At 40.9% G+C, this 16,027-nt stretch carries 14 protein-coding genes and 1 pseudogene; 6 read left to right on the top strand and 9 right to left on the bottom strand.

The window, feature by feature from the left end; genetic code table 11:
• Window positions 1–748 precede the first annotated feature (748 nt).
• The 8 genes from AC04NP_RS16800 to AC04NP_RS16765 form a co-directional block, all read right to left on the bottom strand.
• Window positions 749–1,237 carry a DUF4276 family protein gene (locus AC04NP_RS16800; protein WP_482860991.1) on the bottom strand — a complete coding sequence of 163 codons (489 nt, stop codon included), beginning with the start codon at window positions 1,235–1,237 and terminating at the stop codon, window positions 749–751.
• A gap of 159 nt (window positions 1,238–1,396) precedes the next feature.
• Window positions 1,397–2,485 carry an AAA family ATPase gene (locus AC04NP_RS16795; protein ID WP_482860990.1) on the bottom strand — a complete coding sequence of 363 codons (1,089 nt, stop codon included), beginning with the start codon at window positions 2,483–2,485 and terminating at the stop codon, window positions 1,397–1,399.
• A gap of 119 nt (window positions 2,486–2,604) precedes the next feature.
• The gene (locus AC04NP_RS16790) at window positions 2,605–2,826 is read right to left on the bottom strand and encodes a helix-turn-helix domain-containing protein (protein ID WP_482860988.1); all 222 of its coding nucleotides are present in this window, start codon (window positions 2,824–2,826) and stop codon (window positions 2,605–2,607) included.
• Between the two features lie 879 nt (window positions 2,827–3,705).
• Window positions 3,706–4,803, bottom strand: a complete 1,098-nt coding sequence (locus tag AC04NP_RS16785) for a hypothetical protein (protein ID WP_482860987.1) — start codon at window positions 4,801–4,803, stop codon at window positions 3,706–3,708.
• A 737-nt stretch (window positions 4,804–5,540) separates the two neighbouring features.
• The gene (locus AC04NP_RS16780) at window positions 5,541–6,797 is read right to left on the bottom strand and encodes a hypothetical protein (protein ID WP_482860986.1); all 1,257 of its coding nucleotides are present in this window, start codon (window positions 6,795–6,797) and stop codon (window positions 5,541–5,543) included.
• 31 nt (window positions 6,798–6,828) lie between these two features.
• Window positions 6,829–9,195 carry a TonB-dependent receptor gene (locus tag AC04NP_RS16775; protein WP_482860985.1) on the bottom strand — a complete coding sequence of 789 codons (2,367 nt, stop codon included), beginning with the start codon at window positions 9,193–9,195 and terminating at the stop codon, window positions 6,829–6,831.
• Between the two features lie 92 nt (window positions 9,196–9,287).
• The gene (locus AC04NP_RS16770) at window positions 9,288–9,905 is read right to left on the bottom strand and encodes a hypothetical protein (protein ID WP_482860983.1); all 618 of its coding nucleotides are present in this window, start codon (window positions 9,903–9,905) and stop codon (window positions 9,288–9,290) included.
• A gap of 100 nt (window positions 9,906–10,005) precedes the next feature.
• Window positions 10,006–10,533 carry an RNA polymerase sigma-70 factor gene (locus tag AC04NP_RS16765; RefSeq protein WP_482860982.1) on the bottom strand — a complete coding sequence of 176 codons (528 nt, stop codon included), beginning with the start codon at window positions 10,531–10,533 and terminating at the stop codon, window positions 10,006–10,008.
• Between the two features lie 686 nt (window positions 10,534–11,219).
• Here AC04NP_RS16765 and AC04NP_RS16760 point away from each other — a divergent pair.
• The 6 genes and pseudogenes from AC04NP_RS16760 (at window position 11,220) to AC04NP_RS16735 (ending at window position 14,934) form a co-directional block, all read left to right on the top strand.
• A complete protein-coding gene (locus AC04NP_RS16760; RefSeq protein ID WP_482860981.1) occupies window positions 11,220–11,783 on the top strand; it encodes a hypothetical protein in 564 nt (187 codons plus the stop codon).
• A gap of 190 nt (window positions 11,784–11,973) precedes the next feature.
• Window positions 11,974–12,459 carry a YciE/YciF ferroxidase family protein gene (locus AC04NP_RS16755; protein ID WP_482860980.1) on the top strand — a complete coding sequence of 162 codons (486 nt, stop codon included), beginning with the start codon at window positions 11,974–11,976 and terminating at the stop codon, window positions 12,457–12,459.
• 391 nt (window positions 12,460–12,850) lie between these two features.
• Window positions 12,851–13,021, top strand: a pseudogene (locus AC04NP_RS16750) (TonB-dependent receptor plug domain-containing protein); the annotation flags it as partial.
• An 18-nt stretch (window positions 13,022–13,039) separates the two neighbouring features.
• Entirely contained in the window at window positions 13,040–13,213 is a 174-nt protein-coding gene (locus AC04NP_RS16745) for a hypothetical protein (protein ID WP_482860979.1), read from the top strand.
• Window positions 13,214–13,334: 121 nt separating this feature from the next.
• Window positions 13,335–14,552 (top strand): PepSY-associated TM helix domain-containing protein, encoded by a 1,218-nt coding sequence (locus tag AC04NP_RS16740; RefSeq protein WP_482860978.1) that lies wholly within the window; start codon window positions 13,335–13,337, stop codon window positions 14,550–14,552.
• 154 nt (window positions 14,553–14,706) lie between these two features.
• Window positions 14,707–14,934 carry an RNA polymerase sigma factor gene (locus tag AC04NP_RS16735; RefSeq protein ID WP_482860976.1) on the top strand — a complete coding sequence of 76 codons (228 nt, stop codon included), beginning with the start codon at window positions 14,707–14,709 and terminating at the stop codon, window positions 14,932–14,934.
• Between the two features lie 214 nt (window positions 14,935–15,148).
• Here AC04NP_RS16735 and AC04NP_RS16730 read toward each other — a convergent pair whose 3' ends face one another.
• A complete protein-coding gene (locus AC04NP_RS16730) occupies window positions 15,149–16,009 on the bottom strand; it encodes an MORN repeat-containing protein (RefSeq protein WP_482860975.1) in 861 nt (286 codons plus the stop codon).
• Window positions 16,010–16,027 lie beyond the last annotated feature (18 nt).

Here is a 16,027-nt window from a genome sequence, read left to right as displayed (position 1 = left end):
CAGCTATACGTGCGATGCCTTTGACATGAAAGCTTCCCTACAGGATGATCGCAATTGTCTTACCTGTATCAGATACGAGACCGACAATTGCGCAAACCCACAAAAAGCAGCACCCGGAATGCTCTGTTCACATTGGGCACCTAAAAATGTCGCGTGAGTTACTGGTGAGTTTAAAAAGAGATGCAGGGTCAGCTTTTCCGGCTGACTTTACTGTTATTTTTCCGTTTACAAAGCAAATTCTAAGCTACTGATTTTCAATAATTACGGTAATAATTTTTTTGCTAATAGTCTAAAACTGTTAATGAATTTTTCATATCTTCCTTGAATCAGCTATTACTATCATCCTTGATTTACCCATGGCAAATCAATATATACTACATCCGAGAATCACGTCCCATTAACCATTAATCCCCCTTCTTTTCTTCAAGGCTCTAAGTAACTTTATAAAATAGATCAAACTAATAGATGCCAAAATAACCAGAAACAAAAACCCTAAAATTGTCAACGTACCAATATCAACTGTTTCACCTCCCCAATTAAAGACAAAGTCCGATGAAGAATCTTCCAAAAATTCAGACTTTTTGACTTTAAAAAATTTATCATACACTTTATCCAGCAATAGATATAAAAGCGATGACGATATCAATATAAATGGAATTGATAGCATGGAATACGTGATAATTTGTAACTTGCTTTTCATATTCTTCTTAACATAATCCTTAAAGAACATAGATAAAATAAAGCTCGATCATTCCGACAATCTGACCATAATAGTTTCAAGCCATCTGGCAAAACGAGGACATTTGTTTATGATGTTTTCAATGCCAATCATTTCAAAAATGAGTTCTCCATCTCCTGTTTTATCATAGTTAAAGATATTTTGAAGCCTTTTCGACGGTGCTGTTTCCGGTGAATTATTAATATCTTCCGGATTCGGAAATTCTTTGATGATGGCGTCGATTTGTCGCAATTTTCCATTATCATCAATGACCAGCTCAAAGCCTGCCCTATGAGAGAACATCAAAGCCTCCAGTTCATGACGCTGAATGGAAGGAATAAAGTTAGGGTCATTATCGAAATCATCATGGATCGCTTTTTCAATTTGTTCGATTCCTAAGGAATCCACAGTATATCCTGGAAAATCATTCGGTAACTTGAAGAAATCGATAATGGTGGTAACCATTACATTCCCTTGGGCTAAAGTTCTGATTACCTCATTCCTAAACAAACTTGCCATAACTTGTTACCCCTCCTTTCTTATGCTGCTTTCGATTGGTGATTATTGTTTGAGCATGTATGGAATTACGAAAACCAGTTTTAATTAGATAAGGAACAATGAGATTTTGTACTAAAATGATTTCAGTGTCCCCCTCTACAATAAAAACTAATCGCTTCATTAGACACTATATGGCTGTGCTCCAAACTTATTCTGGCCCCATAAATCCCCTAAAGTATAGTCTTCAAGCCATTCCTGGAGTTCTACACTTCTAAGTCTCCTAAATATTGAGCCTTCATCTGATCGATCTGTCACAATGACATCTTCTGGCTCAAAATTATCGATAAGGTTAATCGACTGGGTAGATAGAATTACCTGAGTGTGTTCAGAGGCTTTTCGGATTAAGGAAGCAAGTTTATTGATAGCCACTGGATGAAGGCCTAGCTCTGGTTCATCAATTATAATCGTAGCTGGTGGTTTTGGTTGCATCAGCAGGGTAGCGAGACAAATAAATCGTAAGGTCCCATCAGATAAATGATAGGCATTGAAATAGGTATCAGGAAAGCCCTTTTCTCTCCATTCTAACTGTATTTTTTGTTCATTCAGGCGATTTGGCTGTAAAACGAAATGCTCAAAGAATGGTGCAATGGATTTGATTGTCATTTCAATTCGTTTGAAATATTTAGGCTCTTTTTCCTTTAGATAATAAAGAAAAGCAGCCAGGTTGGAGCCATCCCTCCGAAGCCTCAAGTTGTCATGAATATCCGACATTGCCTTCATAGGAGATGTATCTCCTGTGTCATGAAAGTGGTAGACATCAAATTCGTTAAGCCTTCTATTAACATAAAAAGCTTGTTTTTGATTTATATGGGCGAACTGAGATTCTGATACGTTTTGCTCATATTCCAACTTACGCCATTTTCCATAGTGTTTATAAGCAGTTCGTGTTGACTTAATGAATAAACTTTCCTGTCCTGCTTCTAGTATCAGGGTAAACTGATTCTCATGACCTTCAACACTTTTAAAGCATATTGTTATCTCAATTTCTGAAGTATGTTTTCTCCCAAAGTGCAGTAGGCTATCTGCCCCTCCCTTTTTCTGTATATAATTTTGAAAGTTTTTATGATGGATGTTTCGAATAATTGGGAAGAGTGAGATAAAGTTACTTTTTCCTACACCATTGCCTCCCAATAATATATTGATTGGCTGAAGATCTAGTCGCAATGACTTGATACTTTTATAACCGGTTATATCAATACGTGTGATCATAGTATTAAATATGCTTTAGGCAATTGACATCATCTTTGATTTGAATTCCTTAACATTTAGTGGATGAATCTGAGATTCGTTAATATAGTTAAATGCCATAAAGATATTCCTTGCTAACATCAGTTCTCTTTTACTAAAGAAAGGTTTTTACAAATATATCGCATTACTTCACAGGGATCAACATCAATAGCCAGTGCAATTAAATATAGTTCATCTACCCTCAATTTTGTATTCTCGTTATTAGATAGTTCGCTTAATCTAGTTTTACTAATACCTGTCTTTCGTGCAACATCCGAACGATTAACAGATTTTCTAGAGAGATAAAGTCCTAATTCTGTCATTTTTATCCGACTTTTTGAAAACAAAGATACTTTACCAGATAAAATATTCCGATTTTCTAAACATATATTTGAATAATTTCGAAAATCAATATATTTGATCTTAATTAGAGAACATATTAACCGAAAAAAAGATCAAGATCAATACTTTACCAAAGTACACATCTTAAAAGCAAAAACTCATGTCCACCAGCAAAAAAACTAAACAATCCAAAAGCCCCCAAACCCACAATCTCAAAATCCAACCCAAATACCGTAGCAACCGCTGGAGTACCAGCATGGTGCCGGAAATAAAACTCTGTGGCAATTGGTTGGAAAAGTTACCTCAAAAACAAGTGAAATACCCAACCAAGTGTGGGAGTTAAATATGGGAGTGGTGGGAATCAAACCCGCAATTACCTATCAAACATACTTTTGCGCCTTCTGGACTCCATACGATCGTTATGCCCCTGGAAGTTCCTATATTCCCCGTCATGATGTCCGAACAAAAAAGGAAAAATAAACTCCAGAATCTTCCGGAATGTTGATTTCCTGGGCGTTTTACCAAATTCTCTCATGAGTCTGTAGGTTATATATAACTGTAATAATAAATTAAATGTCAGTATTTTTTTGCAGAGAAACTTTTTGTTGTGTGGCTCATGTAATTTTTAAAACCAAAAATATCATGCATTGAAATCACCTGCTTTTACTCTTTCAATCTAGTTTCCCCAATAATTACACCAAAGTTACCCTTCAATTGCTTCCAACCCTTAGAAGGTAAATAAGTCCTAGACACAAATCCATCCAGATACAATGCATTTTTACAACCCTTTTGCCTGAAATAGGAAGCAAAATCGTAAAAATGATATTTATCATTTTATTGATAAGTCCACTTTTACGGTTTTACGATGCTTTTGACATATCACTTCTTTTGTACTTCCGGATTATGGTATTAATCAAATTTAAAACCAGCAGCGATATAAGCACAAAGACTAATATTACCGGAGTGCCCAGGACCATATAGACTCTGTCACCGGGAAATTTGACTTCGTCGGTAATAAAACGCCTAAAAAAGATGTCTTTATTTAAATAAGCCAACAAATAACAAATGGTCACAATTATTCCCAGCGCAACAAACCAGGCCACCCTGATGAACTTTGCTTTAAACCTTCTCATTTTCCCCAACAACAGGTAACTTATCAAAACAAGCAAGGCAATGACTATTATTTCATAAGCTGTCAGATAGAAACCTGCCCTGACTTCCGGATACCTGATGTGAAGATGTAGAAAATCATCGGGAATATTCCTGAAGTTGCCGATAAGCCTGTGGTCCTCATTGAACAGGTCTATGTTGCTTCTTATTTCCCAGCCCAATGGGTATTTAACCTCCAGAACCAGCGCCCCGAAAGATCTCCAATTCTTTGCCGGATATAATGCATAAGAGAGGGTGTGTATTTTGGTTTTTGATTGCGTGTGATACAAGAATGTTTTGGTGGCCCGGCTTTTGTACCGGATCACCAGTTTATGTTTGCCTTGCGGTATACTCATTTTACAAAACACGTAATCTTCTTTAAAGTATTCTGGCTCGGGGCCTCTGTCAGGCTCACCCCAGGGCGTTGTAACAACAGGGATTTTTAAATCCGGTAAGTTTTGATTGCTGTCAACTTTTGTTATTGCAACTGGCAAGCCGTTGAGTTCGATGACGACACGGTCGGAGACCTTTGAAGCGGCGACAAATACAAATAACAGTGAGTCTGCTGCCCGGTCCAGGAAAATATCGTATTGAGCGGTAACCAATGCATAAGAACCCCATTGGATGGGCCGTAGGTCGATGGAAAGGTTTTCATGGAGGATTTGACAATGCCTTTTTACAAATGGTTCGGTGATCAGTTCTCCGCTCTCGGAATAAGAATAAAAAGCGCCATTAGCATATAAACTGGGGGAAATGAAAGTTAAAATGAAAATAAAAGTTAAAATGGAGATGGCTTTTTGGCTGTTCATATTGGTGGGTGCGCTGGCATTGGACTTGAAAAATTATATTGTTAATGATAAGTCAATTGTTTATTGGTTTTGTTGGAAAATTTACTGTGGTATGCCTTGTGTAACTTTTGTGGCCATTAGATTGGTTTTGAATGCGTTTCCTTTTGAACGCAACCTTACATGAATCCAAGGTGTGATAGGAAGTGACAGCTTGATCGATCCGTTTTACAAAAATTCTGCTGAATCTGTACCTGTTCATTTCGTGCCTGTAGTAAGGGGGCCTGCAAATCCCAGTCTTTTTGTTAATAAAGTAGCTGGGGCCTTAGGAATTTTAATACCGTGCTTTAATGGGTTACAATCTGACTCCAACCGGTAAAGCATTCCTCCCCCCGCGGAAATAACAACAGCGTGTTTCCACCCTATTCATCCAAGCTTTCCGTAATTTGCCAATCGCAAGTCAATCACCGCTTTTATTTATTCCTCTTCCGAAATACGGACATTCCGCGGCTTAAAATAGAAGAGGCTGTCTCACTTTTGAGACAGCCTTTTTTAACGCCAAATATCCTTTTGTCGGATACAGTTTGAATGGGTATTTATCTCAAGATATGAGTAAAACACCCCTTGTTTTCTATCGATTCTCAGTGAGATTTTAACCAAGTAAAATAATATTTGGCAAAAAAATCAGAGGCTACCCTTTTGAGACAGCCTCTTTTCTTTTGGATAAAGCGTACGCTCTTTTACCGAAAGTGGCAGTTACACTACCAAAGTTTATAAAACTGTTGCAGCTCCCCTCCGGTCATTTTTGATATTTCCGTATAGCTGTCAATTGCGTCTTGCCGCAAGATAAAGTTGTAACCCTCTACGGCATTGTCTGCCCATAGATATGGAGTGCCGTCGATAATCGTTCTCAAACCAAATCCTGTATAGTCGTCTGAAAGGTAAGGAAAAGGAGTGGTTTCCAAGGTGGTTAAATTAAGCACTACTGCGGTATCTCCACCTACCAGGTTCCTGTCGGCAAAGTTATCAGGAAATTCGTAGCCAGGTGCTTTGAAGGTGACCACAGCCTGGTTGTTAAAAACGAAGGGTATCCCCCCTCCTGAAAAGGCCTTGGTATTCAGCACTTCGGAAAAGTCAATGAAAAAATTCGGATCATGGGTACCGTCGCTATTTACTTTTAGCAAGCCTACCAGCGCATTGAGGCCGGATGGTTCATGATCTCCATAATGTGCGGCAAAAGCGGCTTCCCAGGCGCTCTTTTGATATAAATTGCCGTTTTCATCTTCCTCCAATGTCGAGCTGGCAGATGCCATACGAGTATCCTGATGGTAGGTTATCGTTTTGGCAGCCGGATCAAAAACCGCCGTAGTCGCTTTATTAGGGATAGTAAATTCCTGTCTGTCACTATAACCTACCGACATGATGATCTTGCCGCTCCGCACCCATTTTTCCCATACATCATAATTCGCAGTGGGCGGAGAGGTGGGTACGCCTTCATAGGTCAGGGGTTCTACATCTATTGTTTCGGTAATTTCCATGATAGTGGGATTGAACTCCACTACCTTTCCTTCCGGCAAGTCAAAAAAGTAAGCCTGCTCATCCGAGAAAAATGCCGGAGGGCCCAGGTCGCCACTGATACCCAAACCCGCAAGGCTCATGACCTCCGCTTCGGAAACGTTCAGATTTGTTCGGTCTACATTCCATTTGGTGAGGTTGGAGGCATTGCCGTCCCAGGTATAAGGGTTTTCCCCAAAAGCATACACCCTGAACCCCGGACCCAGTTCCACCATAGTGGATAAATCCGGTTCATTTGGAATTTCCTCGTAGACAGCCATGTAATAGATACGTCCATCGGCGCCTTCGGTACGCAAGCTAAGCAATGTAGCCGTTTCCACTTCCTCAAGATTTTGTTCCGGCTGATCATCATCATTACAGGCGAAAAACGTGAATGTTAACGCTATGGTCAAAAGGGTTAAGCGACTCGAAAAGAGCAGCTTTTCGATATTGTTTTTGTTCATGGTCATTTTGTTTTTATACATGGTTAATTAATTAGAATTGTGTGCTTAGTTTTACAAAAAAGGCCCTTCCCGGCCGTTGGACGCCAAAGAAGTCGAAGACCCTGGCATCGGTTAAATTTTGCATTTCTACCGTGAGCGCCCACTTCAATTTGTGCAGAGGCAATTGATAGGTAATACCTACGTTTTGCAAAAACTGGCTGGGTATCAAGGCTTTGAAGTCCCGGATTCCGGCACTTTCCCAGGAAAGAAAATACTCATGGACATACCGCATGTTCCAGAATAGGTTCAGGCGATCATTGGGGAGTAACAACGTGTTTTTAAAATTGTAATTGAGGCCGCCATTAACAAATAAGTAAGGCCGGTTAGGTATACGGTCGCCATAAAAATTAGAGAATTGCCCATCCCTGGAACTGTTATAAAAGTTTTGATAGGTAGTATTGACATTAATGGCCACTCGCTCTCCCGGTAATTTCACATTGGTGGCTGTTTCCAACCCCAGGGATACTGATTCGAAAACATTTAAATGGATCAAATAAAAGACTTCCTCATCCCCGGTGGACAGGGGAATGATCAGGTCGTCTATCTGTCGAAAAAAGAAGGTATTTTGGAGCTGCCAATGCGTTTTGGCTTTTTCACTGCTTTTTAAATCCAGCTCGAGGTTGAGGTTATGGCTTCGTTCTGCTTCCAGCTCCGGGTTTCGTATCACCATTAGACCATCCCCAAATATTTCATCTGGCCGGGGCTGGCGAGTAGTCCATTCATAGGAGAGTTTGGCGATTAACCGCTTGGAAACCCGGTAACGCAGCCCATTGCCTAAACCATGATAATTCAACGTTTTTTTTGTGGTGACAGGGCCAAAACCTGCCAGTTGGGTTGTGATATCTGTAAATTGATGGTAATTTTTGACGAAAAAGATGTTTTCCAGTTTTCCTTCAAGGGCATTGAGCTGGTATTCGACCCCGTTGACCCAGGAAAAAAGTCTCCCATCTGCGGCATGGGGGTCGTACCGCCCGGCGAACAATTCGTCGCCGGTTCTCAGGGATAATGTTGGAGCAGATGAAAAACGGATTTTGTGGTGCTTGTTGAGGTAGTAACCGATACCGAGCCTGGAATAATAATTGTCATCCCAGGTGTATTGTAAATCCGGACCCTCTCCTGCTTCTCCGGGTCTCAGGTTTACATTGATACATTCTCCAAACCAATTGTATACACAATGCGCCGTGTCCTCAAAGATCCTTTCGGTATAGTTATAACCGGCCACAAGACTCACACTGGTTTTAGCACCCACCTCTTTTCGGTATGTCAGGTTGGCGCCAGCCGATACCTGGTAGTTCATGACATCTCCAAAGGGATTGCCCGACATGAAATTGTTGTGCTGAATTTCTTTGTCATAATCGGCATAGTAACCTCCAATACTCAATTCTTCGGCCCAGGATTTGTCTTTCAATCCGGTTGTAAAATTCAACCCCAGCGCACTATAGGTATCATGAAATCTTGGAACAGTGATTTCTGATAGCCGGCCTCTTTCGTCCGGTACTTCTACATCTACCTCATAATTGTTTTCAGCATAGTCATAAAAACCACCAACACTCACAAAAAGACCAGTAGAATCGTCCAAATACGTGGTGTTCAATGTCATACGGTGTGTGCCGAAAGAGCCCACCTGATAAGAGGCCGAACCGCTTACGCCCTCATATACATCCGGAGAAACAATATTGACCGCACCTCCCAGGGCATCGGAGCCAAATCGAATGGGCACGACCCCTTTGTATATTTCTATATGATCGACGAGGTTGACAGGCACATTAGCAATGCCAAAAGCGTAGGGGCTGAAGTCCAGGGGCATCCCATCCAGAAAAAAACGGATCTGATCGTCGGTGAGACCATTCAATGAAAACCGGGTATCCGAGCCAAGCCCCCCGTTACGCCGAACGTTAACACCCTGAGTATGGGCCATGATCTCGCCCAGGTCTATTGTTTGCAGTTTTAGCTCCCTGGTTTCGATAACGTCAACCGCTTGAGCGGATCGTTCCAGTCGTTGTTTTTGCGATTCGATGGAGAAAATGACTTCATCCAGTATTTCGGCATTTTTCTTCAATGAAAAATTTAGAGTAATGATTTTTTCTCCATGTACACTAATGATTTTACTTTGCGTCTCAAAACCCAAAGAACGTGCGATTATTTTGTGTGTGCCTCGCGGTATATTCCTGAGTTCATAGTAACCGTCAGTATTACTTGTTGTACCCTTCGACAGGCTATCTATCAGAATATGGCAAAAGGGAAGTGGTTTTCCGGCATGGTCCCGAACCATACCACTGACGGTGCAGGTGCTCCTGTCCTGAGCCAACGCTCCTGCAAAATGGATTATCAACATAAAACCGGTGATAGGGAATTTCATGTGTTTTTTACGCACTTTGTCCGTTAGATGCCCTCGGGCAAAATACAAATGGTTAGGATAACCGGGGCTACAAGACTGGGTTAATGTTAATGCTAAGCAGCTACCAAATGAATCGTAAAATATCCCTTGAGATAGCGTGAGTAATCGCCGTCAATGGATACATCTTCATCTTTGGACAGATAGGGTTTTTCATTCGTGCCTTCGAGATAATACAATTGACGAGGCTCCAGAAGAAACACCTTTGATGCATTTTTACCGTAGCAGATCACGGTCTTGGTAATGGAAGAGGAATTAAAAAGTTCCAAAGTGCCATTGAAACTTATTTCAAAGATATCTTTATCTACTTTAACCATATTTCCTGGGCCACTGGTGATGTACACCTGTCCTTTAGATGTATCTTTTGCAGCTTGTTCAGACTGCTGATTTTTAATGTCCGGTAGTGAGATACCGATAAGCATCCCGATGAGAAGACAAGCTACGGCAGCATACCGAGCCATGTATTTGTACAAACCGACTACTTTTGTTCCGGGGCGGCCCATTCTTTCAGAAAGGGACTTCCAAGTATCTTCTTCCAGTTTTTTCAAAGTGGATTCCGAAAGCTCACTATTTTCATTATTCGAGTTCAAAAGCCATCGAAGAATAGCCTCTTTTTCCTTTGCAGTACAACTGTCCAGGTGATATTTTTCTATAAGTTCCGGCGTAATTTTCATCTTAATAAGGAAATATTGTTGATGTCTCTACTTATAAGTAGTATAAAAAGATAATTACCCTTAGTACAGATAAAAAAAATTTAAGTAATGCCAGGTGGGCCTAATGCCGGTAATCAGCGAGGTTTACCCTCAGAAATTTCAAGGCTTTGGAAAGATGTGCCTCCACAGTTTTTTCCGCCAGGGAGAGGATGGAGGCAATTTCCCTGTTTGACATGCCTTTTTCCCGACTCAAACGGTACACTTGGCGGCATTGCCTGGGTAGCCTGTCCACCAAAGTATTGATCTTTTCTGAAAGCTCGTTAAACCTAACCTGTTCCTCGGTACAATGTTTGGAACCGTTGTAACCTGATAATGCGGATTCCAAGTTTTTTTCACGGTTCAACTTCGTGCGAATATAGTCAAAGGCAGCCAGTTTTACAGCACGTACTAAATAGTGTTCCACTGGGCCTTCTAAATGCAAGTTATGCCTTGATTCCCAAAGGGAGCAAAACACATTATGGACAATGTTTTGTACCACAGTTTCGTCCTTTACCTGGTTAAAAGCGATACGGCAAAGTTTCTTTATGTACTTTCTGTATATCCTTTCAAAGCCTTCGTGGGTAACCAGGCTTTTATTCTCATAGAGCATCTTATGTGATTTCCTGCTAAACACCGGAGCTTATTAAAAATGTTGAATAATTGTTTAGAATGATTACAAACAATGTAAAAGTAGGTCGCAGCGAGTTTTCATTCAATCGCTATGCTTGGTTAAATTTGGATAGCTACCAGTAGTGAAGTCAGCCACAGCTATACGTGCGATGCCTTTGACATGAAAGCTTCCCTACAGGATGATCGCAATTGTCTTACCTGTATCAGATACGAGACCGACAATTGCGCAAACCCACAAAAAGCAGCACCCGGAATGCTCTGTTCACATTGGGCACCTAAAAATGTCGCGTGAGTTACTGGTGAGTTTAAAAAGAGATGCAGGGTCAGCTTTTCCGGCTGACCTTACTATTGTTTTCCCGTTTACAAAGCAAATTCTAAACTACTGATTTTCAATAATTACGGTAATAATTTTTTTGCTAATAGTCTAAAACTGTTAATGAATTTTTCATATCTTCCTTGAATCAGCTATTACTATCATCCTTGATTTACCCATGGCAAATCAATAAATAAAATGCGTTGTTTCACCAGTTTTGCTAGCTAAATAGGATGTGCAATAACCGGTAATTTTTTCAGAAACAGTCCCATAGTCTTGAAATTCTCAATTAAAGCTGATTAATTACTTTTAACAGGAGCTAATCAAATGATTAAAATGAAAAAGATAATAAAATGAGTAAAATATATTTTACTTCAGACCATCACTTTGGACATAAAAATATCATCGAATTTTCGCGTCGTCCTTTTAAAGATGTTGATGAAATGGACGAAATTTTAATCCGGAAATGGAACGAAAAAGTTAAACCGGAAGATGAAGTTTATCATTTAGGAGATGTTGGCCTTTCTTCTTCAGGAAAATTGAGAAAAATTCTTGAAAGGCTAAATGGGAAAATTTATCTGATTAATGGTAATCACGAGAAATCTGCCCAGGCGTGTCATACAAGATTTGAATGGATAAAAGACTACTATGAATTAGTCGTTAAAGATGATGAATTTGAACGTGGCGAACAGTTAATCGTATTGTTCCATTATGCAATGAGAGAATGGAATGCTTCTCATTGGGGAACATATCATCTCTATGGACATGCTCACGGAACTTTACCTGACGACCCAAATTCTTTATCATTTGATATTGGCGTTGATTGTCATAATTTTTATCCATTATCATATGAAGAAGTGAAAGCTATTATGAAAACTAAGCGTTGGACACCTCCTTTTGCAAAGGGAAATAGATAAAATGTGTTACAGTGCTGTCCAATAAGTATTATATTTCAGGATTTAGCCAATCCCTCACATCAATATCCAGAACCTTAGCGATTTTGTTTAAAACCGGCAATAAGATCATGTCCAAAGGTGATAAATGTCATTGGCGGAACTATGCATTTTCATTAATTTAAATTTATTCTAAATAGATAAAATCAATAAAATGAAAATCAATAATTTACGTGACCTGCTTCTGGAGCAGTTGAGAGACCGCTATAGCGCTGCTAGCCAGCAAGCTTCGATGTATCCTAAATTGGCCGAGGCTGCAAGCCATCCTGAGTTGAAAGACATTATTAGCAAAGACATTGATGCCAATAAAAATCATCAAAAAAAATTAGCCGAAGTGTTTGCACAACTTGGCGAAGAACCTGATGGAGAGCAATGTGAGGGTACGCTGGGCCTAGTGAACGAGGCCAATGAATTGCTGCATTATACAGATACCTCCATGATCAAAGATATAGGGATAGCGGTATCAATTCAGCATATCAACCATCATGATATTGCGGGTTATAAAAGTTGTGCAGTTTACGCCGAGGCTATTGAAGAAAAAACGTTAGCGGTGACTTTAGGTGAAATGCTGGAAGACGAGAAATCAACTGACGAATCCCTGAATACCTGGGTAGTACAAATCTTGAAAAGCAAACCCTAACTTGCCTTAACGTAAAATCTTTCTATGGGCAACGTGCCGGTCAAGTGGTTAGCGCACGTTTGCCTATAGTGTCTTTTGGCGCCGGAATAACCTTCCCCCGATAACCAGGTCTGCACTTTCAGCAATGCGCTAATCTTATCCTACGCCCTTACTCTATCACTATCATTAGCGACTAAAATTAACTAGTTCTAGGCGTTGACACCATGTTGGTTTGGTCATTAAATTTGAGCTTTTAAAGTAATTCCAAATAAAAGCTAACTTTTTATTCCACGCATTCCAACATGAAAAATATTGTACTATTTACATGCCTAATCTTGTTATGTTATGAAAGCCAGGCACAGCATGGCTCGGCTACCATACAAGGCAAAATAATTGATGAAAAAGGAGAACCATTAACCGGGATCAATGTACTATCCGCGGATTCAGCACCAGTTCTAGCAATAGTCGCCTGGTTAACGGACTGCGAAGCCATTCAAATTTCTGGACCAGCCCTTTACTCGTCAATATTGAACGGGTTGAAGTCATTAAAGGCCCTGCTTCAGCGGTGTTTGCCAATACCAATCCTGGGGGGACAATCAACATGGTGACTAAAAAACCGCTCGATGAGCATCGTAAATCGCTCAGCTTTACTACCGGTACCTGGAACACCTATCGGGCCCAGGCTGATTTTACCGGGCCGATCAATGAGGAAGAAACCCTCTTGTACCGGTTAAACCTATACTGTAGACAAATTTCGTATTTCAGCCAATCTTGAAAACGTTTTTGACAAATTATATTACGCAGGAGGCTATAATTATCAGCGGAATTTTCCCGGAAATCCCAGGAATTTTTTACTCAATATCGGTTACACCTTTCAGGAATTCAAATACAATGATATGACCTTCAAAAAACTGACCGGAAAAATTCACCTGTGGCTTGGCTTTACGGCCGGACTGGTAGTGGTAATAAGTATGACAGCGGCGGCAATTTTTGTGTGGGATGAGGAGCTGACTGACTGGTATTACGCAGATTATGTGTTTATAGAGGCGCAAAAGGAGTTGCAGCCTGTGTCAGAACTTTTTTCGGCGGCCAGGCAAGCTTTGCCCGGAAAGGAGATCTATAGCTCTGAAATCTATAATGATCCTAACCGCGCTTATGTTTTTACCGCCTACCAGCGCAGCAAAGCGGCTGGCGGCTGGACCCATTGGGATGATCACGATTATTGGTACCGCGTTTATGTCAATCCCTATACAGGGCAAGTCACCGGCGTGGTAAATATGCTCACCAACTGGATCGACCTTACACGCAGACTTCACCAAAATTTGCTGCTGCGTTACAGTATCGGTACCTGGATTGTGGGTATTGCCACGCTTATCATCTTTGTCATGGTATTCACCGGCCTCGTGTTGTGGTTTCCTAAAAATCTGAAGGTACTCAAGCAACGTTTGAAGATCAAGTGGAAGGCCCGCTGGCGGCGTGTCAATTACGACATTCATAATGTGGGCGGATTTTATACGTATCTTGTTATCCTGCTGCTTGCCACCACCGGCTTGGTGTGGACATTTGACTGGTGGACCGACGGCATCTACCGGCTATTGGGTAACGACCCTAAAGAAGTATTTGCCAGTCGCCCCAGCCCACTGGAATGGGCAGATAAGCCTACAGGCCAGGCAGTAGATCTCGCTTTATATGATGCCATGCAGCGCAGGCCTCATTGGCTTGGTATCTACCTTAGCCTTCCCAAAAAAGAAGGAAAAGGTGAAATCAATGCTTACGTGTTGTTTGATGGTACTTCGGGTTGGGAAGAGTCTGACCAGTACGCTTACCACCCAACAACAGGACAATTACATTGGCAAAAAAAGCAGGAGGAAAAACTGCTGGGGGAAAAGTGGAGAAACTCCAACTATGCGATACATGTAGGCAGTATCTATGGCTTACCCACAAAGCTATTGGCTTGTTTTACAGCCTTATTTTGTGCTTCATTGCCCGTTACAGGCTTTTTGATTTGGCTGGGAAGACGTAAAAAAAAGAAAAAGCAAAAAAATATCCACCGAGAAAAACCCAAAGATCAAATCTGGCAACAGACTGCAAGAAAAGTATCGGTGCCCCGGTAATTGATTGTCAATCAAAATGCATAGCCCTAACCTGCCAAACCGTTACTACGCATTTCCCACAAACCGTTAGCGAACATTTCTCACTAAAAAATTTCATCTGTCTGTGACAATTCCTGAAATTTTGCTGCTAATACAATAAAAGCAGTAGCTTAAAATGAAATTGGAAAAGCGTCACTTTATTCAAATCATAAACAATAATAAAGGCACTATCAGAAGCCTCTGTAAAGTTTATTATGCGAATAGCGAAGACCCAAAAGATGCTTTTCAAGACATCATTCTTCGACTTTGGAAATCATTCGCCACATTTCGCAGAGAATCTGAAGTCAGCACCTGGATTTATCGGATAAGTCTTAATACGATTCTTACTAAAAAAAGGAGATAAGAAATCGGTTTCCATTGAGCCACTTGATACACCTCATCAGGATTTTTGCATTGCAAATGAGATGGTATGGAGTCTGTTGGGTTTTAGGAACCCTTGGTTATAAAATCATGCTTAATGTTTACAAATCAGAAGACACTCCAACTATTGAACTTGATAAATTCACAACTTATATAATGTTGGGAGCAACCCTGTCAAATGGGTATCCAAGCTGGGGTTACTGCTCATCTACCTGTATCAATTCGTCATCCTTCCAGGTTCCTTTGGCTACTATTTCACCTTCTTCTCCGTAAAAAGTGCCTTCACCATTACGCTGGTCATCTTCCCAATGGCCTATGAATTTTTCGCCGTTTGTCCAATGGTACGTTCCTAATCCGTGGCGTCTGTCATCTTTGTAATGGCCTTTATAATATTGACCATCCGGCCAGTAAAACGTGCCTTGCCCATGGCGCAGGTTATTTTTCCATTCTCCTTCGTAGCGGCTTCCTGTACTAAGGAGGGCCACCCCCTGCCCCCGGGCCATATCGTTTTTTACCTGGCCTACGTAGTGGGCTTGTATTCCCTTGCTGGTTTTGAACGTGAGGTAGGCATAGTCCGCATTTTCTTCGAGTTGACTTTCGAGGTATTTTATTCGCATATAGGCTTTGTCAAGGGCAAAACTGAGGGAGTCAAACTGCCGTATCTCTTCCGGGGTGACATCTTGTTGAGGGATGGTAGCGATGGTGGCCGAAGAAGTGTCTTTCCCATCTACAATTTTCTTGTCCTTATCCATCAACTCGCGGGCCAGTTTTATTCGTATTTGAAGTGCCCGGGAAAATTGCGCATTTTCCACTTGTTCGGCTTGCTTTTGGTAAGCGCTTATGGCTTCAGCGTACTGACCGGTAAGCAGTAAAGAATCAATGGCTTCTAATGCTAAGGGTTGATGGAAGAAATTGGGATTTTCCATGGTCCGGATTTTCTTCTCTGCCTGTATTAGCTGCTCATTCGACTGTTGGATTTTAAAGATAAAGTAAATAGCCAATACGGTCGTCACGGCCAGTAAGGAATAGGAGATTATTGTAGCTTTTGTCCTGGGCATCTATAGTATAAGTTTATG

The organism is Agaribacillus sp. DX54 (assembly GCF_056858335.1).
Note: the sequence above shows the minus strand (reverse complement) of the source record. Positions and strands in the feature narration are given on the sequence as shown.